The following is a 25,331-nucleotide window of genomic DNA, read 5'->3' as shown; positions in this document are numbered from 1 at the left end:
GCATGCCGATTGCGCGGCATGTTGTTCGTGCCCCTCTGTCGGAAGCCTGAGAGACTCGCGCTGCCGGAACCCTGTCGGCAGCACTTACACCTTCGGCGCGGGGCAATATTGCGCCTTTAACAATCTTGCCCCGACTTTCCAGAGTGTCGCAACCTGTCTACGGTTCTATTTGCCTGAGAGATTTCGGGCGATTTCCCCTTCGGCGGCTGCACCGGCGAACCGGTGTAGCTCTCTCCCACAGACAGGCAGGGCTGAGGCCCTCGACTCCCGGAACCTAGCGCAGGCGCTGGCTGTTGTCACCTGTCTTCGATGGGGGCGATCCGTTAATTCACAACTCGGCTTTCGCTTCTTCCCGATCCTTGGCGAGGTTCGATTGTCGCGCGAACCGTCAGCCTTCCGCTTCGGAGGCGCGGGCCAGTTCCTGCTCGATCTGGACGATCACGCGGCCGGTCTCGTCGTGGAGCCGGCGCAGGCGAATCAGGTTGGCCGAAACGGACTGGATCAGTTCGGAGCGGCTTTCATCGGCAGGCGAAGCGCCGATCCCATGCAATAGCCATGACAGGGATACGTTGAGGACACCCGCCAGCATGGTCAGCCGGTTGGCGCGTGGCTGGGACCGATCGCTTTCCCATGCCTGAATGGTCGACGATTTGACGCCGAGGCGTCGGGCCAGTTCCGCGACGGTCATGCCCGCCGCATCGCGTGCGCGCGAGAGCCTGCCCCCCATCGTGTCGCGGTCCGGTACATCGGAATAAATATGCGCAGCGTCGTGCACCCGATCATTCCTCCATGTGTGATTTGAGGCCGCGTAGCGGACGCGGCGAGATGCCTCAGAGCATGAGGGATAGAGGCGGGAAGCACAAGTGCTTCGACAAAAGAAGCAATTTTACAGCGTGTTTTATGGCTTAAAACAATAGCTTGCGTTTTATTCTCGATGCGATGATTCAGGCTGTTGCTTTGTTTGCAGGTAGTCTGCCTGCCAATTCGGGCGGGTTTCCATGAACCTCCAGATGCCCTGGACGCCGCCATGGAATTTCGTCGTGGAGGTTATCGTCGTGGAAATGCCGTTCAGCGATAGATTTCGCGTCGATGGCCGATTTCGAGCACCAGGACAATGAGCTTGTGATCCTGGATATCGCAGATGATGCGATAGTCCCCGACCCGGTAGCGCCAGAGATGGCTACGTTTTGACCCTTGCAGGGCCTTGCCCAGCTGGCGAGGGCTTATCCAAGCATTCTATGCGGCTGCGTAAATAATCGCGGATGCGTTTGGCATCCTGCCGCCCCATTTTTGCCAGTTGCCTGAAAGCCGCATGGTCGTTTTCAATCGTCCAGGCCAAGTTCACGCTCCAACTCATCGAGCGTGTACGTCTTGCTCTCGCCGCGTTCACGGCGTTCTAGAACGCGTTCCGCGAGATAAATATCCTCCAAATCCTCAAGCCGCTCCTCGATGGCTTCGCGGATATAGTAGGACGCGGTGCGGCCGGTCCGCTTGGCCAGGGCCTGCAGGCGCGCGTAGGTCTCATCGGAAAGGCGGATCGCCGTCTGCTTGCTCATCTTCGTCATCTGCCCGTTTGGGATATATGTATCCCTATTCACCCTGCTTTTCGCGTAGCGCCCGCCGCACGGTGCGGTCGAGCGCCTGGAGGAAGGATGAGCGGTCGGCGGCGGTGAAGCCCGGATTATAGCCCTTGATCTCGCCCGATTCGCGCAAATCCTGCTTCAGGTTGCGCATCGCGACGGCCATGCCGATAGTTTCCGGCGTGAACGGACGGCCGGTCGGGCCCAGCACGTGCAGGCCCTTGTCCACAAGGCGGGAGGCGAGCGGAACGTCGGCGGTGATGCCGATGTCGCCGGCTTCCCCATGCTCCGCGATCCAGTCGTCCGCCGCGTCCGCCGTGCCCGGCACCACGACGTGGCGGACCATTGGATCACGAGAGGGCCGCAGGCCGCCGTTGGAGACGAAGATTACGGGAACTTCATGACGTTCGGCGACCTTGACCACTTCCGCTTTCACGGGGCAGGCGTCAGCATCGACGTATATGGCGGGGCCGTCGGTCAATAGGGCTTCTCCGAATTCTCTTATATTCGGCGCGAAAATTTCAGGAAATTCGCGGCGCCGCAAGCGCGCGCGGCACATGCACGGGAGAAAGTATCATCAAGCTTCCCTTGAGCGGATCGCGCGGAACCCATAAAAGCAAATGAAAAGCGCTCCGGGGAAACGCCATCCATGTTCAGGAAAATTCTCATCGCCAATCGCGGCGAGATTGCTTGCCGGGTAATAAAGACGGCGCGGAAGATGGGAATTTCCACGGTGGCGGTCTATTCCGAAGCCGATGGAGACGCCGTCCATGTCGAGATGGCCGACGAGGCGGTGCTGATCGGGCCGGCGGCGGCGAGCCAGTCCTATCTTTCGGCGGACAGGATCATCGCCGCCTGCAAGGAGACGGGCGCCGAAGCGGTTCATCCGGGCTATGGCTTCCTGTCGGAAAACGCCGCCTTCTGCGAAGGGCTGGAGGCTGAAGGCATCGTCTTCATCGGGCCGAAGCCGAAGGCGATCCGCGCCATGGGCGACAAGATCACCTCCAAGAAGATCGCTGCCGAGGCAAATGTCTCCACGGTGCCGGGCTTCATGGGGCTGATCGACGATGCCGACCACGCGGTGAAGATCGCCGGCGAGATCGGCTTTCCCGTCATGATCAAGGCATCGGCCGGCGGCGGCGGCAAGGGCATGCGCGTTGCCTGGAACGAGGCGCAAGCGCGCGAAGGCTTTGACCGGTCGAAATCGGAAGCCGCGTCCTCCTTCGGCGACGACCGCATCTTCATCGAGAAATTCATCGAGGAGCCGCGGCACATCGAGATCCAGATCTTAGCGGACGCTCATGGCAACGGCGTCCATCTGGGCGAGCGCGAGTGCTCGATCCAGCGCCGCAACCAGAAGATCGTCGAGGAAGCGCCATCGCCCTTCATCGACGAGGCCACGCGCGCGGCGATGGGCGAGCAGGCGCTGGCGCTGGCGCGGGCGGTCGACTACCAGAGCGCCGGAACGGTCGAGTTCATCGTCGACCGCAACCGCAATTTCTTCTTCCTCGAGATGAACACGCGGCTGCAGGTCGAGCATCCGGTGAGCGAGCTCGTGACCGGGATCGACCTCGTCGAACAGATGATCCGCGTCGCCGCCGGCGAGAAGCTGGCGCTCAGGCAGGGCGACATAAGGCTCGAAGGCTGGGCCATCGAGAGCCGCATCTACGCCGAGGACCCGGTGCGCAATTTCCTGCCCTCCATCGGCCGGCTGACACGCTACCGCCCGCCGGAAAAAGGGCGCAGGAACGGCTTTGTCGTGCGCAACGACACGGGCGTGGCCGAGGGCTCGGAAATCTCGATGTTCTACGACCCGATGATCGCCAAGCTTTGCACATGGGCGCCGGACCGGGCAGGGGCGGTGGAGGCCATGGCCGAAGCGCTCGACTGTTTCGTGATCGACGGTATCGAGCACAATATCCCTTTCCTGACCGCGCTGATGCGGCACGAACGCTGGCAGGAAGGCAGGCTGTCGACGGGCTTTATAGCCGAGGAGTTTCCCGACGGCTTCTCGCTGCCGGCGCCGGATGCGCAGGGCAGGCAGGTGCTATCGGCCGTGGCGCTGGCGGTGGAGCTGTTGCGCAAGGACCGGCTCGACCGGCTGCCCGGCCGCCTTGCCCCGCACGGCGGCGACATCAAGCGCGACTGGGTGGTGCGGCTCAATGATGAGTATGTGCCGGCCACCATCGTGGAGGGCATGGTTTCCATCCCGACCGAGCTGGACGTGACGATCGACGGCGATCCGCTGACGCTGGTTTCGGAGTGGCGGCCAGGCGATGCCGTCTGGAAGGGCAAGGTGGGATCGCGCCAGGTGGCGGTCCAGGTACGGCCCATCCTCAACGGGGTCAAGCTCTCCTGGCGGGGTATGAGCGCGCAGGCGCGGGTCTATCTGCCGCGGATCGCCGAGCTCGACCGGCTGATGCCCGTGCGGCGCGCGCCGGACACTTCGAAACTGCTGCTTTGCCCGATGCCGGGCCTCGTTGTGTCGATCGCGGTCGAGGAAGGGCAGGAGGTCAAGGCCGGCGAGACGCTGGCGGTCGTCGAGGCGATGAAGATGGAAAACGTACTGCGGGCAGACCGGGACTGCACGGTCGCAAAACTCAACGCCAAGCCCGGCGACAGCCTGGCCGTGGACGCGGTCATCATGGAGTTTGTCTAATTGCCGAAAAATCTGCCCGGCGTTCTGTTCGATCTCGACGGAACACTCACCAATCCTTTCGAGGGCATAACCAAAGGCATCCGCTACGCAATGGAGCGGATGGGCGAGGAGCCGCCGCTGGCGGCCGATCTGCACTGGTGCATCGGCCCGCCCTTGCAGCATTCCTTCGCAAGGCTGCTCGACACGGACGACAAGGGGCGGATCACCGACGCGGTGGCGTTCTACCGGGAGCGCTATGGTGAAGTCGGCAAGTTCGAGAACAGTCTGATCGACGGCATTCCGGCGGCCGGGCCGGCACGCCTGCGTGGCCACCTCCAAGCTGGAGACCTATTCGGTCCAGATCGTCGAGCATTTCGGCCTTGCCCGGTTCTTTCACACGGTGCATGGCTCGGCCCATGACGGGACCAACGCCGACAAGCCGGACCTGATCGCGCATATCCTGAAAGCCGAGCCCCTCGACCCCGCGCGAACTGTCATGATCGGCGACCGTTCGCACGATATCGTCGGCGCCAAGGCCAACGGCATCATGTCCATCGGCGTGCTCTGGGGGTTCGGAGACCGCAAGGAACTCGCCGCCGCCGGAGCGGACGAGATCGTGGAGCGTCCGTCGGACCTGGCGGCAGCAGTGGACAGGCTGCTCCAGCACGAGGTGCTTTGAGCGCCTGAAGGACGATTGTGGTGCGCAACGTCACCGCGGCCTTTACCCGTGGCCGGCGATTGTCGAGAATGGGCGTCTTCCTGAGTCCATCGAGGCAATCGGCAACAATTCATGGCCAGCGACAGGCGAACGCGCGATCCGATCATGGCGGCGGCAGATGCCGCCCGCAAGCAGGCCGAATGGCTGGCCTCGCGGCCGGAGCGGCCTTTCGTGCATCTGCGGGTCCATTCGGCGTTCTCGCTGCTGGAGGGCGCGCTGCCCCTCGGCAAGGTCGTCGGCCATGCTGTCAGGGACGAAGCGCCGGCTATCGCCGTCACCGACACCAATAATCTGTTCGGCGCGCTGGAGTTCGCGCAGAAGGCGGCCAAGGACGGCGTCCAGCCGATCATCGGCTGCCAGCTCGATGTAGCCTTCGACGACGCCTTGTCGGAAGCGCGCCGGGCGAGCCGCAACCGGCAGGTCGAGCATTACGACCCGCTGGTGCTCCTGGCCGCGACCGAGGCCGGCTATCGCAACCTTGTCCGGCTGGTGAGCCGCGCCTATCTCGAAAATGAGCCGGGCGCGGCCGTGCATGTCACGAAGGAATGGCTGGAGGCTCATCGCGAGGGGCTGATCTGCCTAACCGGCGGGCCGCGCGGCCCCCTCGGAGCGGCGCTGAAGGAAGACCGCACGGAAGTGGCCGAAAACCGCCTTCGCTTCCTGATGGAGACTTTCGAAGACCGGCTCTACGTGGAGCTGGAAAGGCTGGGCGGCTACGACCGGGCGCTGGAAGCGGCGACGGTGAAGCTTGCCTACGCCCACGACCTGCCGTTGGTCGCCACCAACGAGGCCTTCTTCCCGGCGCGTGAGGATTTCGACGCCCACGACGCGCTGATCGCCATTGCCGAGGGCGCCGTGATCGCCATGGACGACCGGCGCCGGCTGACGCCCGACAATTACCTGAAAAGCCAGAAGGAGATGGTCGAGCTCTTTGCCGACCTTCCCGAGGCCGTCGACAACACGGTCGAGATCGCCCAGCGCTGCGCCTATTATCCGAAGAACCGCGACCCCATCCTGCCGCGCTTTACCGGCGGCGAGGCGGCCGACGAGGAAACCGCGCTCAAGGCGGAGGCCGACGAGTTGCGGCGGCAGGCGCGCGAGGGCCTGGAGAACCGGCTGAAAACGCAGGGACTGGCCGAGGGCTACGCGTCCGAAACCTATTCGGAGCGGCTGGAATACGAGCTCGAGATCATCGAGCGCATGAAGTTTCCCGGCTACTTTCTCATCGTTGCCGACTTCATCAAATGGGCCAAGGCGCATGATATCCCGGTCGGGCCGGGGCGCGGGTCCGGCGCGGGCTCTCTGGTCGCCTACGCGCTGACCATCACCGATGTCGATCCCTTGCGCTTTTCGCTCCTTTTCGAGCGCTTCCTCAATCCCGACCGCGTGTCGATGCCCGATTTCGACATCGATTTCTGCCAGGACCGGCGCGACGAGGTCATCCGCTACGTGCAGGAGAAATACGGCCGCGAGCAGGTGGCGCAGATCATCACCTTCGGCACGCTCCAGGCCCGAGCCGTACTCCGCGACGTAGGTCGCGTACTCCAGATGCCCTACGGCCAGGTCGACCGGCTGTGCAAGATGGTGCCGTCGAACCCGGCCAATCCGACGCCGCTGCACAAGGCCATCGAAGACGAGCCGCGTTTCCAGGAGGAGGTGGACAAGGAGCCCATCGTCGGCACGCTTCTGGAGATCGCCCAGAAGCTGGAAGGGCTCTACCGCCATGCCTCCACCCACGCCGCCGGCATCGTGATCGGCGACCGGCCCCTGTCCGAGCTGGTGCCGATGTACCGGGACCCGCGCTCCGACATGCCGGTGACCCAGTTCAATATGAAGAAGGTCGAGGATGCCGGCCTCGTCAAGTTCGACTTTCTGGGTCTGAAGACGCTGACCGTCCTTGAAAGGGCGGTGAAGCTGATCGCCCGCCGCGGCATCGAGATCGACCTGTCGAAAATCCCGCTCGACGACCGCAAGACATATGAAATGCTGTCGCGCGGCGAGACGGTCGGCGTGTTCCAGGTGGAAAGCGCGGGCATGCGCAAGGCGCTGATCGGCATGAAGCCGGACCGCATCGAGGACATCATCGCGCTGGTGGCGCTCTACCGTCCCGGCCCGATGGAGAACATCCCCACCTACAACGCCCGCAAGCACGGCGAGGAGGAGATCGCCTCCATCCATCCTAAGATCGATCACCTGGTTAAGGAGACGCAGGGCGTCATCGTCTACCAGGAGCAGGTGATGCAGATCGCGCAGGAGCTGGCCGGCTACACACTCGGACAGGCCGATCTTCTGCGCCGCGCCATGGGCAAGAAGATCCGCGCCGAGATGGAAAAGCAGCGCGGCATCTTCGTCGAGGGCGCGACGGAGCGGGGCGTTTCCAAGCAGCAGGCCGACTTCATCTTCGACCTTCTGGCGAAGTTCGCCGATTACGGTTTCAACAAGTCGCACGCCGCCGCCTATGCCATCGTCTCCTACCAGACCGCCTATCTGAAGGCGCATTATCCGGTCGAATTCCTGGCCGCGTCCATGACCTACGACATGGCCAACACGGACAAGCTGAACGACTTCCGGCGCGACGCCATGCGGCTCGGCATCGAGGTCGTGTTGCCCTCGGTGATGACCTCCTACCGGCCGTTCGAGGTCGGCGAGAACAAGATCTTCTATGCGCTTGCGGCCATCAAGGGCGTGGGCGACGCGGCGGTGGAGCACATCGTCCGCATGCGCGAGGACAAACCCTTCGAGAGCCTTGAGGATTTCTGCGCGCGGGTCGATCCCAAGATCGTCGGCAAGCGCGTGCTGGAATGCCTGATCCAGGCCGGCGCCTTCGACTGTTTCGGCCATGACCGGGCGGCGCTGTTCGCCGGCATCGACCGGCTGATGGGGCTGGCGGCGCGGACGTCGGAAGACGCGGCGATGGGGCAGGGCGACATATTCGGCTCGGCCGCGCTGGAGCCGCAGAAGCTGCACCTGCCGTCCGCCGCCCCGTGGCTGCCGTCGGAAAAGCTGCACCGGGAATTCCAGGTGGTCGGCTGCTACCTGTCGGCGCACCCGCTCGACGACTACGCCGCCACGCTGGAGAAGATGCGGGTGCAGAACTGGGCCGAGTTCCAGGCGGCGGTGAAGAAGGGCGCTTCGGCCGGGCGGCTGGCCGGAACGGTGACCGCCAAGCAGGAGCGCAAGACGCGCACCGGCAACAAGATGGGCATCGTGCAGTTCTCCGACGCCACCGGCCAGTTCGAGGCGGTGATGTTTTCCGAGACGCTGCATCAGTATCGCGACCTTCTGGAGCCGGGAAAATCCGTCGTCATCATGGTCTCGGCGGAGGACCGCCCGGAGGGCGTCAGCCTGCGTATCCAGGGCGTGCAGTCGCTGGAGGACGAGGCGAGCCGCATGCAGAAGGCGCTGCGCGTCTATCTGCGCGACCCCAGGCCCCTCGATACCGTTGCCTCACGGCTCACCCAGAAAGGCGACGCCGAAGTGAGCTTCGTGGTCATCAAGGAAGGCGGCCAGGGCGAGATCGAGGTCGGCCTGCCCGACCGCTACCGCGTCTCCCCGCAGATCGCCGCGGCAATGCGCGCGGTGCCGGGCGTGGTGGATGTCGAACTCGTATAGGGTGCTTTTTTGCGATTTGCCGCCGCGCCCTTCGCAACTGCAGCTTCATCCCGGCCCGTGGATAGATCCGCACCCCTCGACTTTAGTACATCCATTCAACCCACTGTTATCGCTGGATATAGCAATTTTCCCGACAAAATATCCGGCTTGTCTATCCCCACTTGCCCGGCCTCCATTATCCTGTGTCCATCGCCCTCACGGGAACCGGATGCGCACCGGGTGTTCGGGAGGGCGGCGGCAGCCTCCCCCTCCGGAATCGGTACCCGGAGGCATGTGAGGGCCTGCAGCAGGCCGGAGTCCCGCAAGAGCGCGCCCGAAAGGCGCGTGGCAGGCGGGATGCGGGAGAACCCGCGGGGTTTGGCGCGCAAATGCGCCGGGCTCCTTGACCGGCCGACCGCAGGGCAGCGGCCGGACGGGCGGCCCGAGGGTCGCATATTATTTGTTAGACGCGCGATGCTTTGGCCGCCCGTCTTCCCACCCCCTTGGCATATGGGGTGCGTTCTTTGACAGGCCCCGGCTTCGGAAGAAGCGCGGGAACGGAAAGGCGTGTCTTGAAGGCAGACGGGCTGGGCCGTCATCAACTCTGAGGACACCCGTTCCTGCGTCCTGGAAAGCAAGAGGTATCCAACGGTTCGTCATCCCGGAAGCCCGAAGGGCTATCCGGGACCCATTGGAAGAGCCTCATATAGCGCGGTCCGGTCCTTGCCCTAGCGCACGTCAGCACCGGCAGTTCTTTCTGCGGAGACCGGCCGCACAAACCCAACAGGTCTGGGCTCTCCCTAAGGTCGGCCGGGATGACGGAGATGGGGATGGCTTTGTCGATCGCCAGCGCTGGCAATTGGCCGCACCCTTCGAACAATTCGTCATCCTCGGGCCCCGACCCGAGGATCCATGCCAGAATGCCTGATCCCGGCGCGGCGCTGATGGGCCAGCGCAAGCCGTTTCCGCAGAGCCGACAGGGGTGGGGAGGGGGCGGCATCAATGCCGGCAGCGGCCGGCGAGCATCGTTTTCCCCGCAGTGCACCTTCCCGCGAAGATCACTCCTCCCGCTGCGGCTGCCCCGCGCGGCCACGGCCGAACGTGTAACCGGTCTCCACCGCTTCCCTGCCGAATTTCTCGCGCAGGCTGTCGATTGCGCCTTCGGCCAGCGCGCGCTTGTGGGACAGCGTGTCGACGAGGTCCGGCGGGTCGGCCTTGGCGGCATCGGTCAGGTCGCTGACCCCGACGCCCAGCAGGCGGAAGCGCGTGCCGTCGAGCTCGCGCATCAGCATGTCGAGGCCGGTGTGGAAGATGCGGTCGGCAAGCCGCGTCGGGTCGGCGAGCTGGCGGTTTCTCGTGCGGGTGCGGAAATCGGCGGTCTTCAGTTTCAGCACGACGGTGCGGCCGGCGATGTCGGCCTTCTTGAGCCGTGTCGAAACCCGCTCCGACAGGGCGCGCAGCACGGGGACGAGGTCGGATGCGGCCGATATATCGTGGTTGAAGGTGGTTTCGGAAGAGACGCTTTTCGCCTCGCTGCGCGGCTTGACCGTGCGGTCGTCCTCGCCGCGCGAAAGGTGGTACAGGCGGCTGCCTATCGTACCGTATCGGCGCATGAGGTCGTTCTTTTCCATCTTCTGCAGTTGCCCGATCATGCGCACGCCGTCGCGCTCCAGCGTGGCGGCGAAGGCCTTGCCCACGCCCCAGATGGTGGTGACGGGCTGGGCCGCCAGAAAATCCAGCGCCTCGGCCCGGCCGATGACGGAAAAGCCGCGCGGCTTGTTCAGGTCCGAGGCGACCTTGGCGAGGAACTTGCAGTAGGAAAGGCCGACGGAAACGGTGATGCCAATCTCCTCTTCGATGCGCCTTGCGAAGGCGGCCAGCACATGGGCAGGCGGCGCGCCGTGCAGCTTCTGCGTGCCGGCAAGATCGAGAAAGGCCTCGTCGATCGAAATCGGCTCGACCATGGGCGTGAGCGCCTCCATCATGGCGCGGACCTCGCGCCCCACCCTGACATATTTCTCCATGTCCGGCTTGATGACGATGGCCTCGGGGCAGGCCTCCAGCGCCTTGAACATGGGCATGGCGGAGCGCACGCCATGAATGCGGGCGATGTAGCAGGCGGTCGAGACAACGCCGCGCTTGCCGCCGCCGATGATCACCGGCTTGTCGCGCAGTTCCGGGTTGTCGCGCTTCTCGACCGCCGCGTAAAAGGCGTCGCAATCGATATGGGCGAGCGGCAGCGCCTCAAGCTCCGGATGGCGCAGGACGCGGGGGCTGCCGCAGCTATGGCAACGCTTTCCCGTCCCCGCCGCAGGGGCAAGGCAGTCCCGGCAGATGCCGTTGGCGGTGGCGTTGACAGCCATGATCCTTCATGAGAACATAAATAGAACATTCATCATAGATCAAGCCGCCTTGCGGCACAATACGAAGGTGTCAGGAGTGGAGAGGACCGTACTTCCGCTTACGCCGGAGCGCTGGCCGGAATTCGAGGATCTGTTCGGCAAACAAGGGGCCTGCTATGGCTGCTGGTGCACGCATTTTCGCCTGCCGCCGGCATTGCGCCGGGAAAACGACAGGGAACGCAACAAGGACCATATGCGCGCCCGCGTCGAAGCCGGGCCGCCGCCGGGACTGCTGGTTTTCAACGATGGACGCGCCGATGGCTGGATGCAGATCGGTCCGCGCGCGGACGTGCCCGAATGGAACAACAAGGGCCGCGTGACGGCGCCGCTGGAGGATACGCCGGCGGACGATCCGGCGGTGTGGGCGATCTCATGCTTCTTCGTACGGGCCAATGCGCGCGGAAACGGCATGACGCACAGGCTGGTGGAGGCTGGAAAGACCTTCGCGCGCGAGAACGGCGCGCGGCTTATCGAGGCCTGCCCGATGACCGAATCGAAGAGTTCGCGCTCGATCGGGCTGTTCGTGGGTTCGACCCGCGTCTTTGCCAGGGCCGGGTTCGAGATCGTTGCCGAACGCAAGGCGGGCCGGCCGCTGATGCGTTTGGTTCTGTGATGCGCTCAGACAGAGCCTTCATAGCCGTCGTCGCCAAGGGGCAGCGCGGTGCGGGCGCGCGCGACATCTTGCGGGGCGATGCCGCTTTGTTCGGAAAACGCTATCAGGGTGGGTTCATGGGCGAGGATGAACTGGAGGACGCCCGCCATGAAACCCGGCTCCCGGGCGGCATCGCGGATCTGCGTGGCTTCTATGCCGGTCATCGACAGGAAGCGCGGCAGAAGTTTTTCGTCGCCGGCAATGAAGCCGAGGGCGGTGATGGCAATCGATTCGGCATGGGCTTGTTCCACGATGGCTTCCGGTTCGGCTATGATGGTGCGGGGCGGAATGTGCCGGAGAGGGACGGGCCGGTCAATTGAAGTGCAATAATTTCCGTTTCGTAAAACAAATTGTGCGATAACGCGTCATGGAACGGCAACCGGCCGTCTGCCGGACGCGGGCGACGGCTGGATTCGGCTTCGTGGATGTGAAGCTCGGGCCGGGCGATTCTGGATAAGCGGGGGATCGATGCCGAAGAAGGTCATGATCGTCGAAGACAACGAGCTGAATATGAAGCTCTTCCGCGACCTGATCGAGGCCAGCGGCTACGAGACCGTGCGTACGCGCAACGGGCTTCAGGCGCTCGACCTAGCGCGCGCCCACCGCCCCGACCTCATCCTGATGGATATACAGCTGCCGGAAGTATCGGGGCTGGAGGTCACCAAATGGCTCAAGGAAGACGACGACCTTCATACGATCCCGGTCATCGCAGTGACGGCATTCGCCATGAAGGGCGATGAGGAACGCATCCGGCAGGGCGGCTGCGAGGCCTATATCTCCAAACCGATTTCCGTGCCCAGCTTCATCGAGACGATCAAATCATATCTCGGGGACGCATGATGGTGTCAGTCCGGTTGGCGTAGAGGGAGTAAGCGGGGGCTATGACTGCCAGGATTCTTGTCGTCGACGACGTGCCGGCCAACCTGAAGTTGCTGGAGGCGCGGCTATTGGCGGAATATTACGATGTCGTGACCGCGCGCTCGGGGGGCGATGCCATCGAGATCTGCGAGGCAAGCAAGGTCGACGTCGTTCTGCTCGACATCATGATGCCGGGCATGGATGGTTTCGAGGTTTGCCGCCGGCTCAAGGCCGATCCGGCGACCACGCATATTCCGGTGGTGATGGTCACGGCGCTGGACCAACCGGCCGACCGGGTGCGCGGGCTGGAGGCCGGCGCGGACGATTTCCTGACCAAGCCAGTCAACGATCTGCAATTGCTGACCCGCGTTAAGAGCCTCGTGCGCCTGAAGGCGCTGACCGACGAGTTGCGGCTGCGCGCCTCGACGACGCGCGACATCGGCATCGAGGAATTGCTGGCCAGCAAGAGCGCGCCGGACACGGCGCCGCGCGTCCTGCTGGTCGACCAGAACGAGGCGTCCGCCGGGCGGATCGTGAGCATGCTCGACGGCCAGTTCGAGCTGGCAGTTGCGGCCGATGGACCGGCCGGCCTTGCAAGGGCGGCAGAAGGCGCCTTCGAGTGCGTCATCGTGGCCACTGCGCATGCCGACTACGACCCGCTGCGCCTGTGTTCGCAGCTTCGGGCGCTGGAGCACACCCGGCTGGTGCCGATCATCCTGATGACCGACCCCGGCGAGGACGAGTTCGTCATTCGCGGGCTGGAACTTGCCGTCAACGACTACATCCTGACGCCGGTCGAAAAACAGGAGCTCATCGCGCGGCTGCGAACGCAGATCAGGCGCAAGCGCTACAATGACGGCTTGCGCTCCAGCGTCGCGGAGACGGTGGAGATGGCGGTGACCGACCCGCTCACCGGGCTCCACAACCGGCGCTATCTGGACAGCCACCTTCATCGCCTGTTCGACAGGGCCGTGGCGCGCCGGAGGCCGTTGTCGATCATGATCGCCGACATCGACCGCTTCAAGGCGATCAACGACAAATGGGGTCATGACGGCGGCGACGCTATCCTGCGCGAGTTCGCTGCCCGGCTGCGGCGCAACCTGCGTGGCATCGATCTCGTCTGTCGTTATGGCGGCGAGGAATTCGTCATCGTGATGCCGGATACGGAGTTGTTCGTCGCGCAAAAGGTGGCTGAGCGAATTCGCGCCGAGATCGCCAGCGGACCGTTTGGTATGGGCGAGGGGAAGCCGGCGGTGCCGGTGACGACCAGCCTGGGCGTGGCTGCCATGAAGCTGCCCGAAGATACGGTCGAGGCACTTTTCAAGCGTGCCGACGTCGCCCTCTACGAGGCCAAGGCGAGCGGCCGCAATAAAGTTGTGGCGCCGGCCGCCTGAGGCGGCGTCGGAACGTTCCTGCTCCTTTCTGCCCGGCAGTGGGTGGCTCAACGAACGTCGTATGGTTACGTGTTTACCCTAACGTAAGCCGAATCGCTCAAATGGTTAAGTAAGTGTTGATTTTCCGGCTTTCTTGCGCGAGTGTCGCAGCCAAGGGGATGGGGCTCCTTTGGTGGATCCCTATTTGTCAATACCCCATGATGCTCAGGTCCGCCGCATCTCCTGGGTCCGTGGGGTCGGCCGGTCGGCGCTGGCGTTAAGTGGCCTCCTCGTACCGCTGCCAATCGCCGGCCGGCCCCCTTTTTCATTCTCGCTGGAAAAGGCGGGCTCGAGACTTCATTCAAAATCATGACCGGTTCTCCCGCTGCTCCAGCGGGACGCGCAACGAAAAACGGCGCCTTGCGGCGCCGTCGAATAATCTCAGCAGTATGAGAAAGCTACTTGATCTTCGCTTCCTTGAACTCGACGTGCTTGCGCGCGACCGGGTCGTATTTGCGCATGGTCATCTTCTCGGTCATCGTGCGGCTGTTCTTCTTGGCGACATAAAAGAAGCCGGTATCGGCCGTCGACAGGAGTTTGATCTTGATGGTCGTGGCCTTGGCCATGTCACTAATCCGTTTTTCGTGGTGAATGATGCGGCCCCAACCGGCAGATACCGCGGTGCTCGCCAAAAGCTCGCCGGAGACATATAGACCGGCGCTCAAAAGTCAAGCCCGCTCGGCACGGCAAAGCCGTGCCTGATCCAGAGCAAGGAGGGCGCGCGACTGTTCAAGTCAACAGCTTGACGAACCGGTTGCCGCGCATCGAATAGAAGGGCACGAGTCCGCCCGGGCTCAGTTCGGGGTCATCGGCAAGGCGGCGCTGGAGGTCGTCGAGGATGGTTCGCGTGATGGCGGGGATTTCTGCCTGCATGGCGTCGGCGATGGGAAGCCATACGATCTCCTCCAGTTCGTCGGTCGATCCACCATCCGGCAATTCGCAGGCAACGTCGTCGCGCCATGCGGCCAGGAAGCGGGTGTCATAGCGGCGCACGCGGCCCGGCGGCGTTATGGCGCGGGCGATATAGCGCAGCCTGTCGAGCGAGGGCTGGATGCCGTTTTCGGCGAAATCGCGCCAATGCGGACTGCGGGTCGAGAAGGGCGCCGGCACGCCTATGAGGAAACCTGCCTCTTCGCAGGTCTCGCGGACAGCCGACATGGCGATCGCCTTGGCGCGCGCCTGGGTGATGCGGGTCGGCGCCGTCAGCTTTTCCGCTTCAGCCGGGTGCAGGTCGGCGTGGACCGGGATGCGGCTGTCGGTCGGGTCGGTGCGGCCGCCGGGGAAGACGAAGCGGCCCGGCATGAATGCATGACGCTTGTGGCGGCGGCCGATCAGCACGAAATGCTCGTTGCCACGCTTGTCCAGCAGGATCAGCGTGGCAGCATCCTTCGGGCGCATCGGCTTTCCGCCGAGGGCAAAATCCTTCGATTCGGCCTTATCGACCTCGTTGCGGGTCAAGCCGTCCATGCGCTGCGTCATCTATCGCAGCTCTGGATGGGTTTCGAGCGTGTCGGGTTCGCCGCCGAACCCGTGCATGTACTGGGCCCATTGCAGGCCGACCACGGCGCCCTTCATCGGACCGATCAGCCAGAGGGACATCAAGAGCGTGACCGGAACCCAGATCGCCAGATGCAGCCAGCTCGGCCAGACGGTCATCGCCTCCACGCCCATGAAGGCGCCCACGACGATGTGACCGACGACGACGATCACGAGATAGGCGGGCAGGTCGTCGGCGCGGTGGTGGCTGATCACCTCGTCGCACGCCTCGCAGTTTTCCACCGTCTTCAGATAAGCGCGAAAAAGCCGGCCTCGCCCGCAATGCGGGCAGCGGCCCGCAAAGCCGCGCTTCATCGCCTCCCAGACGGAGCGCCTGCGGCGGCTCGTCCCGCCGGCGCCGAAAACCTGCTCTTCCATCACCGTCTCCTGCCTCCGGGTGAGGCCTTTGCCTTGTTGCCGCTGGCGCGACCGCGTCCACGGCGGGCCTTGTGGAACGATTTCGTAGAGCCTGGAAGCTTCACCGGCTCGCTCAGCATTTCAAACCGCATCGCGCCCGCAAGCGGCGCGACCTCGATCAGGCGAACTTCGACGCTGTCGCCGAGCTGAAAACCCTTCCCGCTCTTCTCGCCGATCATCGCGTGGCGAGCCTCATCGTAGATATAGTACTCATTGCCCAGGGACGACACCGGGATAAAGCCATCTGCGCCAAATTGTGGCAACTGGACGAAAAGGCCGGCGCCCGCGATACCGGCGATGCGGGCCGAAAACTCTTCGCCGGTACGGCCGGCCAGATGCTCGGCAATCAGGCGATCAACCGTCTCGCGCTCGGCGGCCATGGCGCGGCGCTCGGTGGCGGAGATGAGAGCGGATATTTCCTCCAGCCGCTCCTCATCTTCCTTGCGCAACCCGTCCTTACCGAAGCCCTGGGACGTGATCAGGGCGCGGTGAACCATGAGATCGGCATAGCGGCGGATGGGCGAGGTGAAATGGGCGTAGCGCCGCAGATTGAGGCCGAAGTGACCGAGATTCTCCGTGGCGTAGACGGCCTGGCTCTGCGAGCGCAGCACGACCTCGTTGACGAGCTGCTCGTGGTCGGCGCCTTCGACGCGGGCGAGGATCGTATTGAACAGGGCCGGGCGAAGCTGGGGCCCGCGTGCCAGCGAAATGTCCAGCGTTGCGAGGAACTCGCGCAGGCTTTCCTGCTTGGCGAGCGAGGGCGCGTCATGGACGCGGTAGACCAAAGGCTGGCGGGCCGTCTCCAGCGTTTCGGCGGCGCAGACATTGGCCTGGATCATGAACTCCTCGATGAGCTTGTGGGCATCGAGGCGCGGGGGGATGGTCACGCGGTCGACCGTGCCGTCCTCCTTGAGGATCAGCTTTCTTTCCGGCAGGTCGAGCTCCAGCGGCTCGCGCGCGGCGCGGCCCCGCTTGAGCACGGCATAGGCTTCCCACAACGGCTTGAGGACGGGTTCGAGGAGCGGTCCGGTTTTGTCGTCGGGCTCGCCGTCGATCGCCGCCTGGGCCTGCTGGTAGGAAAGGCGCGCTGCCGAGCGCATCATCACCCGGTGGAAGCTGTGGTCAAGCTTGCGGCCTTGGTGGCTGAAGCGCATGCGGACGGCCAGCGCCGGCCGCGCCTCGCCCTCGCGCAGCGAGCACAGATCGTTGGAGATGCGCTCGGGCAGCATGGGCACCACCCGGTCGGGGAAATAGACGGAGTTGCCCCGCTTCAGCGCCTCGCGGTCGAGAGCCGAACCTATCCGCACATAGTGCGCGACATCGGCGATGGCGACGGTGACGATGTGGCCGCCGCGGTTGTCGTCGGCGGGGTCGGGCTCGGCATAGACGGCGTCGTCATGGTCCTTTGCGTCGGCAGGGTCGATCGTGAGGAGCGGCAGCTTGCGCCAGTCCTCGCGGCCTTGGAGGGTTGCCGGCTTCGCCTCCTCGGCCTCGTCGAGCACGGCCTGGGGGAAGATATGAGGTATTTCGTGAGCGTGGATGGCGATCATCGAGACCGCCTTTTCGCTCTTGAGCGATCCGATCACCTCCAGCACCTTCGCCTGCTGCAGGCCATAGCGGTTGCGCGACACGATCTCGGCCTCGACCAGGTCGCCGTCCTTCGCGTCGGCGCGATGCTCCTCGCTGACCTGCATTTCAGGCTGTCGGCGCTCGACGGGCTCAATGCGGAAGCTGCCGTCCTCGAGGACGCGGAAGACACCGAGCGCGGCGCGCCGCTTGCGCTCGAAGACCTTCATGATGCGGCCCGAATAGGCGGGGCCGGCCTCGTCTTCGCTCGGGAAAACGCGCGCCAGCACGCGGTCGCCAACACCGGCGGCGGGCTTGCCCGATTTCTGGCCCGATTTCTGGCTGCGGATGACCACCATGGGCACGGGAACGTCGATCTCGTCCTGCTCGGCCGGTCGGGCAAGCAGCCCGCCTTCGGCGTCGCGGGAGAAGATGTCGAGCACCACGACATGGGGCAGGGCGCCCGGCGGTAGCATCTTCTTGCGCCGCTTCTTGATCAGTCCCTCGTCCTGGAGATCGCGAAGAACGTCCTTCAGCCAAATACGGTCGCTGCCCTTCAGACCGAAGGCCTTGGCCAGTTCGCGCTTGCCGGATTCGTCCGGGTTTTCCGTAATGTAACGCAGGATGTCGTCGCGCGAAGGCAGGTGCGGATTGCCGCTGCGCGCGGTTGTGCCCGCATCTTGCCCCGGAGATTTGGGCCCGGAAGATCTAGAGCCGGATATCCTGCGCGCCAATCACTCGACTCCCGTTTTCGCCTTGGCCTTCGCCTTTGCCGCCGGCTTTTTGGCAGGGGCCTTTTTGGCGGGCTTTTTCGCTTTGCCTCCCTTACCCGCCTTGGCGGCGACAAGTTCCAGCGCCTCTTCCAGCGTCACGTTGGCGGGGTCCTTGCCCTTGGGCAGCGTGGCGTTCACCTTGCCGTAGTTCACATAAGGCCCGTAGCGGCCATCGCGCACCGTAATGGCGCCGCCGTCGGGATGCTCGCCGAGATCCTTCAGCGCCGCCGGCGTGCCGCGCCCGCCGCGGCCCGGCCCCTTGGCTTTCTTGTCCGCGATCACGGAGACCGCGCGGTTGAGGCCGATGGAGAAGACCTCCTCGACGCTTTCCAGATTGGCGTAGCCGCCGTCATGCAGCAGGAATGGACCGTAACGGCCGATGCCGGCCGAAATCATCTTGCCGGTTTCGGGATGCTGGCCGATATCGCGGGGAAGCGACAGCAGCGCCATGGCCTTCTCATAGTCCATGCTTTCGACGGACCAGCCCTTGGGCAGGCTCGCGCGTTTGGCCTCCTTGCCTTCTCCGCGCTGGACATAGGGGCCGAAGCGGCCCGAGCGCAGGGTGATTTCCTCCCCGGTGACGGGATCGACACCCAGCTCCTTGTTGCCATCAAGCGCGGCATCGCCGTTCTCGCCGTTTTCGCCGAGCTGACGGGTGAAGCCGCATTCGGGATAGTTGGAGCAGCCGACGAAGGCTCCGTAGCGGCCGAGCTTCAGCGACAGGTTGCCGGTTCCGCATTTGGGACAGATGCGCGGATTGGAGCCGTCCTCGCGGGGCGGGAAAACCAGCGGCGCCAGTTCTTCGTTAAGTGCGTCCAGCACGTCAGTGACGCGCAGCTCCTTGATGTCGTCGACGGCGCCGGAGAAATCCTTCCAGAAGTCCCGAAGCACGTCCTTCCACGAAAGTTGGCCGTCGGAAATGCGGTCCAGCTTTTCCTCGAGGTCGGCGGTGAAGTCGTATTCCACGTAGCGCCGGAAGAAATTCTCGAGGAAGCCGGTGACGATGCGTCCCTTGGCCTGGGGCACGAGGCGGCGCCTGTCGACGGTGACATAATCACGTTCTTCCAGCGTCTTCAGCGTCGAAGCGTAGGTGGAAGGGCGCCCGATACCTAATTCCTCCATCTTCTTGATGAGCGAGGCTTCGGTGTAGCGTGGCGGCGGCTCGGTGGTGTGCTTGGTGACGTTGACCGCCTCGCGCGCCAGGGTCTCGCCGTCGCGGATTTCCGGAAGGCGGTTCTCGTTCTCGTCTTCCTTGTCCTCGTCCTTCACATCCGTATAGGCGGCGAGGAAGCCGTCGAAGCGGATGACCGAGCCGACGGCGCGCAGGCCGGCCTTGCGCCCGTCGCCGGCGGCTTCGATCTCGACCGTCGTGCGCTCTATCTCCGCCGGCTGCATCTGGCTGGCGATGGCGCGCTTCCAGATCATGTCATAAAGCCGGAACTGGTCGGCATCGAGATATTTACGCACCTTGTCGGGACTGCGTGCGAAATCGGTCGGTCGGATAGCCTCGTGCGCCTCCTGGGCATTCTTGGCCTTGACGGAATAAAAGCGCGCCTTTTCGGGCAGGTAGCGCTCTCCGAAGGTGTCGGCGATCGCGGCGCGGGCCTGATCGAGCGCCTCGGGCGCCATCTGCACGCCGTCGGTACGCATATAGGTAATGAGACCGGTCGCTTCGCCGCCGATCTCGATGCCTTCATAAAGGCGCTGGGCCACCTGCATGGTGCGCGTCGCGCCGAAGCCGAGGCGGGAGGATGCCGCCTGTTGAAGGGTGGAGGTGGTGAAGGGCGGGCCGGGATTGCGCCTTGTCGGCTTGGCCTCGACCGACAGGGCCTTGTAGCTGGCGCCGTCGAGCATCGCCTTGATGCTGTCGGCTTCTTCCTGGCTCTTTATCGATAGCTTCTGCAGCTTCTTGCCGCCGAACTCGGTCAGCCTGGCCTCGAAACCTTGGCCGCGCGGGGTGTCGAGCAGGGCCGCGATCTGCCAGTAATCCTCGCGGACAAAACGCTCGATCTCCAGTTCCCGGTCGCAGACCAGACGCAGCGCCACGGACTGGACGCGGCCGGCCGAGCGGGCGCCCGGCAGCTTGCGCCAGAGCACGGGGGACAGGTTGAAGCCGACGAGATAGTCCAGCGCGCGGCGGGCCAGATAGGCGTCGACGAGCGCCGCGTCGATCTCGCGCGGGGCGGCCATCGCATCGAGCACCGCCTTTTTGGTGATGGCGTTGAAGACAACGCGGCGCACCGGCTTGTCCTTGAGCGCGCGCTTCTGGCGCAGCACCTCCAGCACATGCCAGGAAATAGCCTCGCCCTCGCGGTCGGGGTCGGTCGCCAGGATGACGCCGTCGGCATCCTTGACCGCCTTGGTGATGTCGCCCAAGCGTTTGGAGGAGGGGGCATCGACGGCCCAGGACATGGCGAAATCCTCGTCGGGTCGCACGGAACCGTCCTTGGGGGGCAAATCCCGGACATGGCCAAACGATGCCAGGACCTTGTAATCCTTACCCAAATACTTGTTGATTGTTTTCGCCTTAGCTGGCGACTCGACGATAACGACTTCCATAATCTCGCAATACCTCGCGGGTGCCGATCTCGCCGGCACCTGTAATTCCGTGTTCCGGGTCACCCGGCAGCACGTCACATGGCCGTGGATTGGCTCGCGGTCAAGGGTGCAGCGGGCAAATCGCTCGCCGGGCCGATATACACCTAAAAGTTGTATTTTCTCATTTTTACATTTATTTGTATATAACAGTAGCCTCATCGAAGGCTGGGTCCCAAACGAGAACGGGCTAATTCGGGAGCGGAAACAGAGGCAATGGGCAGAATGGAAGGAGGCCGCACACAATCAGCGTGAAATGGCGGGGTGACGATGCTTCATAGGACGGGAAGCCATGGGCTTGGGCAGACGCTACCCAAATCAAAGGGCGGAAACGCTCGACTATTTGCAATCCATGCTGAGGCAGTTTCGGGCGATGGCCGCGGCCGAGGGCTGCGAGATGTTGGTCTATTTTCTGGAGATGGCCTATGTCGAGGCGAACGACCTGCTGCGCGAGGAGCGCGCGGCGCTCCTCGACGAGGTTTCACCGCCACTAGAAGTCGCCCATCAGCAGTGAAACGGCGCCGCCCGGGTGGCGTTCGATCCGGCCGGCCAGGTCCAGTTCCAGGATCACCAGGAAGACCTGCGCCGGCGCCAGGCCCGTGTGGGCGATGATCTCATCGACATGGATGGGGGTGGGCCCCAGCGCCTCGACGATGCGTTGGCGTTCGTCGTCGCCCGGCGGCTCGGCCATTTCGAGGTCCGACGGCTCCTCCATGTCGAGGGTGGCCTGCGGCTCGCGCCCGATCAGCGGCGCAATGGCGTCCGAGACGTCGGCCGCTTCGGTGACGAGGATTGCGCCGTCCTTCAAAAGCCTGTTGGTACCGGCCGAGCGCGGATCGAGCGGCGAGCCGGGAATGGCGAAGACGAGCCTGCCCATCTCGTTGGCGAGGCGGGCGCTGATGAGCGAGCCCGAGCGGTCGGCCGCCTCCACGACCAGAAGGCCATAGGCAACGCCCGCGACGATGCGGTTGCGGCGTGGGAAATCGCGGGCCCGCGGGGTCCAGCCGAAAGGCATTTCCGTGAGCACGACGCCGCGCTCCGCGATCTCGGTGTGGAGCCCATTGTTTTCGGGCGGATAAGGGCGGTCCAGGCCGCCGGCAAGCACCGCCACCGTTCCTGTGTCGAGCGCTCCGCGATGGGCAGCCGCATCGATGCCGCGGGCAAGGCCGGATGCGATCACGTAACCCTGGCTGCCGAGCTCCGCGGAAAGCCTGGCGGCCAACTTGGCGCCGGCCAGCGAGGCGTTGCGGGCGCCTACGATGGCGATCATGGGATTGCGCAAAAGGTCGAGATTGCCGCGCGCGGCAATCAGTGGTGGCGGATGATCTATGCGCATCAGGAGAGGTGGATAGCAGGGCTCGCCGATGGCAATGAACTCGGCGCCCATGCGGGCGGCCGTTTCCAGTTCGGCATCGATCAGGTCTTCAGGGGCGAGCCTGATGCCGGCAGCACAGCCGCGCCGGGCGAGATCGGGCAGGGCCGCCAGGGCCTTTTCGGCAGAACCGAACCGGTTGACGAGGTCGCGGAAGGTGGCAGGGCCCACATTTTCCGTGCGGATGAGGCGGAGCCATGCGCGCCGCTGCTTCTCGTCGAGACGGCGGCCGCGTTCGGCGCTCATCCGTTTGCACCGATGCGAGTCTCCTTACCAGTCGCGAGGCGTACGATATTGGTCCGGTGCTTGATGAAAACGAGCAGGCTGAGCAGGACGAAAAGCTGGGCGACCTGCACGAACCCCAGGAAATACAGCGCGGCAGGCACGCATATGGCCGACACCAGTGCTGCCAGCGAGGAATATCGGGTGACAAAGGCGATACCGAGCCATGCGACCGCGAAGACGAGCGCGCCTTGCCAGGCAAGGCCCAGCAGGATACCGAAATAGGTGGCGACGCCCTTGCCGCCCTTGAAACCCAGCCAGACGGGGAACAGGTGTCCGAGGAATGCGCCGAGCCCCGCCGCCACGGCCTGATCCGGCCCATACATCCCGGCAAGCAGCACCGCCGCCGTGCCTTTGAGCGCGTCGAGCAGCAAGGTGAGGGCGGCGAGCTTCCGGTTGCCGGTGCGCAACACGTTGGTGGCGCCGATATTGCCCGAGCCGATCTTGCGCACATCGCCAAGCCCGGCCATGCGCGTAAGGACCAGGCCGAACGGGATGGAGCCCAGCAGGTAGCCGAACAGCAGCGCACCGATGAGATAGGGCAGGGCGATCTGCCAGCTTATCGGGTCCGGCATGGTCGGTTTCTTGCTCCCAGTTCAGATGGCAAACACTGTGCGGCCCGCAACCAGCGTTTTCAATACCTGTCCCTGCATGCGCGCGCCCTCGAAACAGGTATTTTTCGAGAGCGAGCGGATATCGGCCTCGCGCACCAGCCATGGCACGTCCAGATCGACCAGGATCAGGTCCGCCGATACTCCGGGGGTAAGCGTGCCACCGGGCAAGCCGAAGCGCTTTGCCGGCGCGGTGGAGAGAGCCTCCACCAGGCGGAGCAGCGGAACGTCGCCGGAATGATGGAGCCTGAGCGCGGCCGAAAGCAGCGTCTCCAGGCCGATGGCGCCGGCGGCGGCCTCGGCGAAGGGCAGCCGCTTCGTGTCGACATCCTGCGGGTCGTGGCTCGAGACGATCATGTCGAGCGTGCCGTCGCGCAGGGCCTCGACCATGGCCAGCCGGTCTTCCTCCGCGCGCAGGGGCGGCGACAGGCGGAAGAAGGTGCGGTATTCGCCGACGTCGTTCTCGTTCAGGCTGAGATGGTTGATGCTCACTCCTGCCGTCACCGAATGGCCTTCCTGCTTGGCGCGCCCGATGGCGGCAGCGGACATAGCGGTCGAAACTTCGGCGGCGTGATAGTGCCCGCCGGTGAGCGCCGCCAGCATGAGGTCACGCGCCAGCGGCATGGCCTCGGCTTCACGCGGGATGCCGGGCAGGCCGAGCCAGCTTGCCAGAAGGCCCTCGTTCATGACGCCGGAGGAGGCGAGATCCGGATCCTGGGTGCTGTGGCAGACAACGAGGCCCATATCGCGCGCATAAGTGAGGGCGCGGCGCATGGTGAGCGCGCTGGCAATGGTGTGGCGGCCATCGGTTAGCGCCACGGCGCCGGCATCGCGCAACAGGCCGAACTCGCTGAGCTCGCGTCCGGCCAGCTCCTTGGTGATGGCGGCAGCGGGAAAGACGTTGATGCTCGCGGTCTCGCGCGCGGTGCGCAGCACGAACTCTACCAGTGCGACATCGTCGATGACCGGCTGGGTGTCTGGCATCATGATGATGGAGGTGACGCCGCCGGCAGCGGCCGCCCGGCTGGCCGAGGCGATGGTCTCGCGGTGCTCGGCGCCCGGCTCGCCGATGAAGACGCGGGCGTCCACCAGCCCGGGCAGGATCGCCGCGCCCCGGCAGTCGACGATCTTGGCGCCCTCCGGGGCGCCCTGATTGTGGGCGGACGCGCCCGATGCGGCGATCTTGCCGCCGACAACGAGGACGCTCCCCGCCTCGTCGAGCCCGCGCGAGGGATCGAGGATGCGCGCGTTCTGGAAGAGCGTGGCGCTCATGCCGGCGCCTGCGAACCGTTGCGACGCGGGTCGAGGAGAGCGTCCATGACCGCCATGCGGACCGCCACACCCATCTCCACCTGTTCCTGGATGACGCTTTGCGGGCCGTCTGCCACTTCCGAGGCGATCTCAACGCCGCGATTCATCGGGCCGGGATGCATGACAAGGGCGTCTTCCTTCGCCAGTTTGAGCTTTTGCGCGTCGAGGCCGAAATAGCGGAAATACTCGCGCACCGATGGTACGAAGCTGCCGGCCATGCGCTCGCGTTGGAGCCGCAGCATCATCACGACGTCGGCACCCTTCAGCGCGTCCTCCATGCGGGTGAACACCTCGACACCCATGCGCTCGATGCCGGCAGGCAGGAGCGTGGAAGGCGCGGCGACACGCACCCGCGCGCCCATCGCATTGAGCAGCACGATATTGGACCGGGCAACGCGCGAATGCAGCACGTCGCCGCAGATCGTTACCGTCAGCCGGTCGATCCGACCTCGAGCCCGGCGGATGGTCAGCGCGTCGAGAAGCGCCTGGGTCGGATGCTCATGGGCGCCGTCGCCGGCATTGACCACCGAGCAGCCGACCTTTTGGGCCAGAAGCGCGGCGGCACCGGCAGCCGCGTGGCGGATGATGAGGATGTCTGGCCGCATCGCATTGAGCGTGACCGCTGTGTCGAGCAGGGTTTCGCCCTTCTTGGTCGAGGAACTGGCCACCGACATGTTCATGACGTCGGCGCCCATGCGCTTTCCGGCCAATTCGAAGGATGACTGCGTGCGGGTGGAGGCCTCGTAGAAGAGGTTGATCTGGGTGCGGGCGCGCAGGCGTGTCGACTTCTTTTCCGGCTGGCGCGAAATGGCGACCGCGTCGTCGGCGCGGTCCAGAAGCATCTCTATATCGAGGGGGGACAGGCCCTTGATGCCAAGCAGGTGGCGATGGGGATAAACGGGAAACGGGGGCGTGTCTGTCATCTCAAGAGGGTGCTATAGGCGGGCGGGGCGCTTGCCGCAAGCGAGAGATTATGCTGTGCGCGGGTTCTCCCCG

The 25,331-nt window shown here is 64.5% G+C and carries 22 protein-coding genes, 1 pseudogene and 2 riboswitches; of the genes and pseudogenes, 8 read left to right on the top strand and 15 right to left on the bottom strand.

Features of this window, described 5'->3' with window-relative positions; genetic code table 11:
• Nucleotides 1-25: 25 nt before the first annotated feature.
• Nucleotides 26-152: riboswitch (glycine riboswitch) on the bottom strand.
• Between the two features lie 2 nt (nt 153-154).
• Nucleotides 155-248, bottom strand: a riboswitch (glycine riboswitch).
• 140 nt (nt 249-388) lie between these two features.
• The 4 genes and pseudogenes from N1058_RS15445 to N1058_RS15430 form a co-directional block, all read right to left on the bottom strand.
• Entirely contained in the window at nt 389-775 is a 387-nt protein-coding gene (locus N1058_RS15445; RefSeq protein ID WP_420847997.1) for a helix-turn-helix domain-containing protein, read from the bottom strand.
• Nucleotides 776-1,068: 293 nt separating this feature from the next.
• A pseudogene (locus N1058_RS15440) lies at nt 1,069-1,339 on the bottom strand (type II toxin-antitoxin system RelE family toxin).
• Nucleotides 1,323-1,556, bottom strand: a complete 234-nt coding sequence (gene relB / locus N1058_RS15435) for a type II toxin-antitoxin system RelB family antitoxin (RefSeq protein WP_265518484.1) — start codon at nt 1,554-1,556, stop codon at nt 1,323-1,325. Before relB ends, N1058_RS15440 begins: the two are co-directional and overlap by 17 nt.
• 34 nt (nt 1,557-1,590) lie before the next feature.
• Nucleotides 1,591-2,061 carry a YaiI/YqxD family protein gene (locus tag N1058_RS15430; protein WP_265518483.1) on the bottom strand — a complete coding sequence of 157 codons (471 nt, stop codon included), beginning with the start codon at nt 2,059-2,061 and terminating at the stop codon, nt 1,591-1,593.
• A gap of 168 nt (nt 2,062-2,229) precedes the next feature.
• Between N1058_RS15430 and N1058_RS15425 the strand changes: the two genes are divergently transcribed.
• From N1058_RS15425 to dnaE, 4 genes are all read left to right on the top strand, one after another.
• A complete protein-coding gene (locus tag N1058_RS15425) occupies nt 2,230-4,239 on the top strand; it encodes an acetyl-CoA carboxylase biotin carboxylase subunit (RefSeq protein WP_265518482.1) in 2,010 nt (669 codons plus the stop codon).
• Nucleotides 4,240-4,638 (top strand): HAD hydrolase-like protein, encoded by a 399-nt coding sequence (locus N1058_RS15420; protein ID WP_265518481.1) that lies wholly within the window; start codon nt 4,240-4,242, stop codon nt 4,636-4,638. It begins immediately after the preceding gene.
• Nucleotides 4,544-4,897 (top strand): HAD hydrolase-like protein, encoded by a 354-nt coding sequence (locus N1058_RS15415; RefSeq protein ID WP_265518480.1) that lies wholly within the window; start codon nt 4,544-4,546, stop codon nt 4,895-4,897. Before N1058_RS15420 ends, N1058_RS15415 begins: the two co-directional genes overlap by 95 nt.
• A gap of 111 nt (nt 4,898-5,008) precedes the next feature.
• Nucleotides 5,009-8,548 carry a DNA polymerase III subunit alpha gene (gene dnaE / locus N1058_RS15410; protein WP_265518479.1) on the top strand — a complete coding sequence of 1,180 codons (3,540 nt, stop codon included), beginning with the start codon at nt 5,009-5,011 and terminating at the stop codon, nt 8,546-8,548.
• Between the two features lie 1,037 nt (nt 8,549-9,585).
• Here the strand turns inward: dnaE and N1058_RS15405 are convergent.
• Entirely contained in the window at nt 9,586-10,890 is a 1,305-nt protein-coding gene (locus tag N1058_RS15405; protein WP_265518478.1) for a DNA polymerase IV, read from the bottom strand.
• Between the two features lie 76 nt (nt 10,891-10,966).
• On the opposite strand from N1058_RS15405, the gene N1058_RS15400 reads away from it, so the two are divergent.
• A complete protein-coding gene (locus N1058_RS15400) occupies nt 10,967-11,542 on the top strand; it encodes a GNAT family N-acetyltransferase (protein WP_265518477.1) in 576 nt (191 codons plus the stop codon).
• Between the two features lie 5 nt (nt 11,543-11,547).
• Here the strand turns inward: N1058_RS15400 and N1058_RS15395 are convergent, their stop codons facing one another.
• Nucleotides 11,548-11,832, bottom strand: a complete 285-nt coding sequence (locus N1058_RS15395) for a DUF3572 domain-containing protein (RefSeq protein ID WP_265518476.1) — start codon at nt 11,830-11,832, stop codon at nt 11,548-11,550.
• A gap of 217 nt (nt 11,833-12,049) precedes the next feature.
• On the opposite strand from N1058_RS15395, the gene N1058_RS15390 reads away from it, so the two are divergent.
• Both N1058_RS15390 and N1058_RS15385 read left to right on the top strand, forming a co-directional pair.
• The gene (locus N1058_RS15390; protein WP_265518475.1) at nt 12,050-12,421 is read left to right on the top strand and encodes a response regulator; all 372 of its coding nucleotides are present in this window, start codon (nt 12,050-12,052) and stop codon (nt 12,419-12,421) included.
• Nucleotides 12,422-12,462: 41 nt separating this feature from the next.
• On the top strand, nt 12,463-13,833 hold the full coding sequence (locus N1058_RS15385) for a PleD family two-component system response regulator (RefSeq protein WP_265518474.1): 1,371 nt from the start codon (nt 12,463-12,465) through the stop codon (nt 13,831-13,833).
• 437 nt (nt 13,834-14,270) lie between these two features.
• Here N1058_RS15385 and rpmG read toward each other — a convergent pair whose 3' ends face one another.
• From rpmG to topA, 5 genes are all read right to left on the bottom strand, one after another.
• Complete coding sequence (gene rpmG, locus N1058_RS15380; protein WP_265518473.1) at nt 14,271-14,438, bottom strand: 50S ribosomal protein L33; 168 nt, start codon at nt 14,436-14,438, stop codon at nt 14,271-14,273.
• A gap of 163 nt (nt 14,439-14,601) precedes the next feature.
• Nucleotides 14,602-15,339, bottom strand: coding sequence for an NUDIX hydrolase (locus tag N1058_RS15375; protein WP_265518515.1), 738 nt, complete (start codon nt 15,337-15,339; stop codon nt 14,602-14,604).
• A 12-nt stretch (nt 15,340-15,351) separates the two neighbouring features.
• Nucleotides 15,352-15,786, bottom strand: a complete 435-nt coding sequence (locus N1058_RS15370) for a DUF983 domain-containing protein (RefSeq protein ID WP_265518472.1) — start codon at nt 15,784-15,786, stop codon at nt 15,352-15,354.
• The gene (rnr, locus tag N1058_RS15365; RefSeq protein WP_265518471.1) at nt 15,786-18,125 is read right to left on the bottom strand and encodes a ribonuclease R; all 2,340 of its coding nucleotides are present in this window, start codon (nt 18,123-18,125) and stop codon (nt 15,786-15,788) included. The genes N1058_RS15370 and rnr overlap by 1 nt, the downstream gene beginning before the upstream one ends.
• Nucleotides 18,126-20,723 (bottom strand): type I DNA topoisomerase, encoded by a 2,598-nt coding sequence (gene topA, locus N1058_RS15360; protein ID WP_265518470.1) that lies wholly within the window; start codon nt 20,721-20,723, stop codon nt 18,126-18,128.
• Nucleotides 20,724-21,051: 328 nt separating this feature from the next.
• Between topA and N1058_RS15355 the strand changes: the two genes are divergently transcribed.
• Nucleotides 21,052-21,273 (top strand): hypothetical protein, encoded by a 222-nt coding sequence (locus N1058_RS15355; RefSeq protein ID WP_265518469.1) that lies wholly within the window; start codon nt 21,052-21,054, stop codon nt 21,271-21,273.
• On the opposite strand, the gene dprA is transcribed toward N1058_RS15355, so the two are convergent.
• Genes dprA through N1058_RS15335 form a run of 4 tightly spaced genes read right to left on the bottom strand, consistent with a single transcriptional unit; the run spans nt 21,250 to nt 25,258 of the window.
• A complete protein-coding gene (dprA, locus tag N1058_RS15350) occupies nt 21,250-22,377 on the bottom strand; it encodes a DNA-processing protein DprA (RefSeq protein ID WP_265518468.1) in 1,128 nt (375 codons plus the stop codon). The two genes, N1058_RS15355 and dprA, sit on opposite strands and share 24 nt — an antisense overlap.
• Nucleotides 22,374-22,988 (bottom strand): glycerol-3-phosphate 1-O-acyltransferase PlsY, encoded by a 615-nt coding sequence (plsY, locus tag N1058_RS15345; protein ID WP_265518467.1) that lies wholly within the window; start codon nt 22,986-22,988, stop codon nt 22,374-22,376. The genes dprA and plsY overlap by 4 nt, the downstream gene beginning before the upstream one ends.
• A 21-nt stretch (nt 22,989-23,009) precedes the next feature.
• Complete coding sequence (locus N1058_RS15340) at nt 23,010-24,296, bottom strand: dihydroorotase (RefSeq protein ID WP_265518466.1); 1,287 nt, start codon at nt 24,294-24,296, stop codon at nt 23,010-23,012.
• Entirely contained in the window at nt 24,293-25,258 is a 966-nt protein-coding gene (locus N1058_RS15335) for an aspartate carbamoyltransferase catalytic subunit (protein ID WP_265518465.1), read from the bottom strand. Before N1058_RS15335 ends, N1058_RS15340 begins: the two co-directional genes overlap by 4 nt.
• Between the last annotated feature and the right edge of the window lie 73 nt (nt 25,259-25,331).

The organism is Nitratireductor luteus (assembly GCF_026162365.1).
Lineage (GTDB): Bacteria > Pseudomonadota > Alphaproteobacteria > Rhizobiales > Rhizobiaceae > Chelativorans > Chelativorans luteus.
The sequence above is the reverse complement of the archived record's forward strand: the minus strand, read 5'-3'. Positions and strand labels throughout refer to the sequence as shown.

Bases quoted from the DNA above. Each gene is read 5' to 3' on its own strand.
- N1058_RS15370 (WP_265518472.1), bottom strand. From the start codon at position 15,786: ATGGAAGAGCAGGTTTTCGGCGCCGGCGGGACGAGCCGCCGCAGGCGC.
- rpmG (WP_265518473.1), bottom strand. From the start codon at position 14,438: ATGGCCAAGGCCACGACCATCAAGATCAAACTCCTGTCGACGGCCGAT.
- N1058_RS15340 (WP_265518466.1), bottom strand. From the start codon at position 24,296: ATGAGCGCCACGCTCTTCCAGAACGCGCGCATCCTCGATCCCTCGCGC.
- dprA (WP_265518468.1), bottom strand. From the start codon at position 22,377: ATGAGCGCCGAACGCGGCCGCCGTCTCGACGAGAAGCAGCGGCGCGCA.
- N1058_RS15375 (WP_265518515.1), bottom strand. From the start codon at position 15,339: ATGGACGGCTTGACCCGCAACGAGGTCGATAAGGCCGAATCGAAGGAT.
- N1058_RS15355 (WP_265518469.1), top strand. From the start codon at position 21,052: ATGGGCTTGGGCAGACGCTACCCAAATCAAAGGGCGGAAACGCTCGAC.
- N1058_RS15425 (WP_265518482.1), top strand. From the start codon at position 2,230: ATGTTCAGGAAAATTCTCATCGCCAATCGCGGCGAGATTGCTTGCCGG.
- N1058_RS15335 (WP_265518465.1), bottom strand. From the start codon at position 25,258: ATGACAGACACGCCCCCGTTTCCCGTTTATCCCCATCGCCACCTGCTT.
- N1058_RS15390 (WP_265518475.1), top strand. From the start codon at position 12,050: ATGCCGAAGAAGGTCATGATCGTCGAAGACAACGAGCTGAATATGAAG.
- N1058_RS15405 (WP_265518478.1), bottom strand. From the start codon at position 10,890: ATGGCTGTCAACGCCACCGCCAACGGCATCTGCCGGGACTGCCTTGCC.
- N1058_RS15385 (WP_265518474.1), top strand. From the start codon at position 12,463: ATGACTGCCAGGATTCTTGTCGTCGACGACGTGCCGGCCAACCTGAAG.
- dnaE (WP_265518479.1), top strand. From the start codon at position 5,009: ATGGCCAGCGACAGGCGAACGCGCGATCCGATCATGGCGGCGGCAGAT.
- relB (WP_265518484.1), bottom strand. From the start codon at position 1,556: ATGAGCAAGCAGACGGCGATCCGCCTTTCCGATGAGACCTACGCGCGC.
- plsY (WP_265518467.1), bottom strand. From the start codon at position 22,988: ATGCCGGACCCGATAAGCTGGCAGATCGCCCTGCCCTATCTCATCGGT.
- topA (WP_265518470.1), bottom strand. From the start codon at position 20,723: ATGGAAGTCGTTATCGTCGAGTCGCCAGCTAAGGCGAAAACAATCAAC.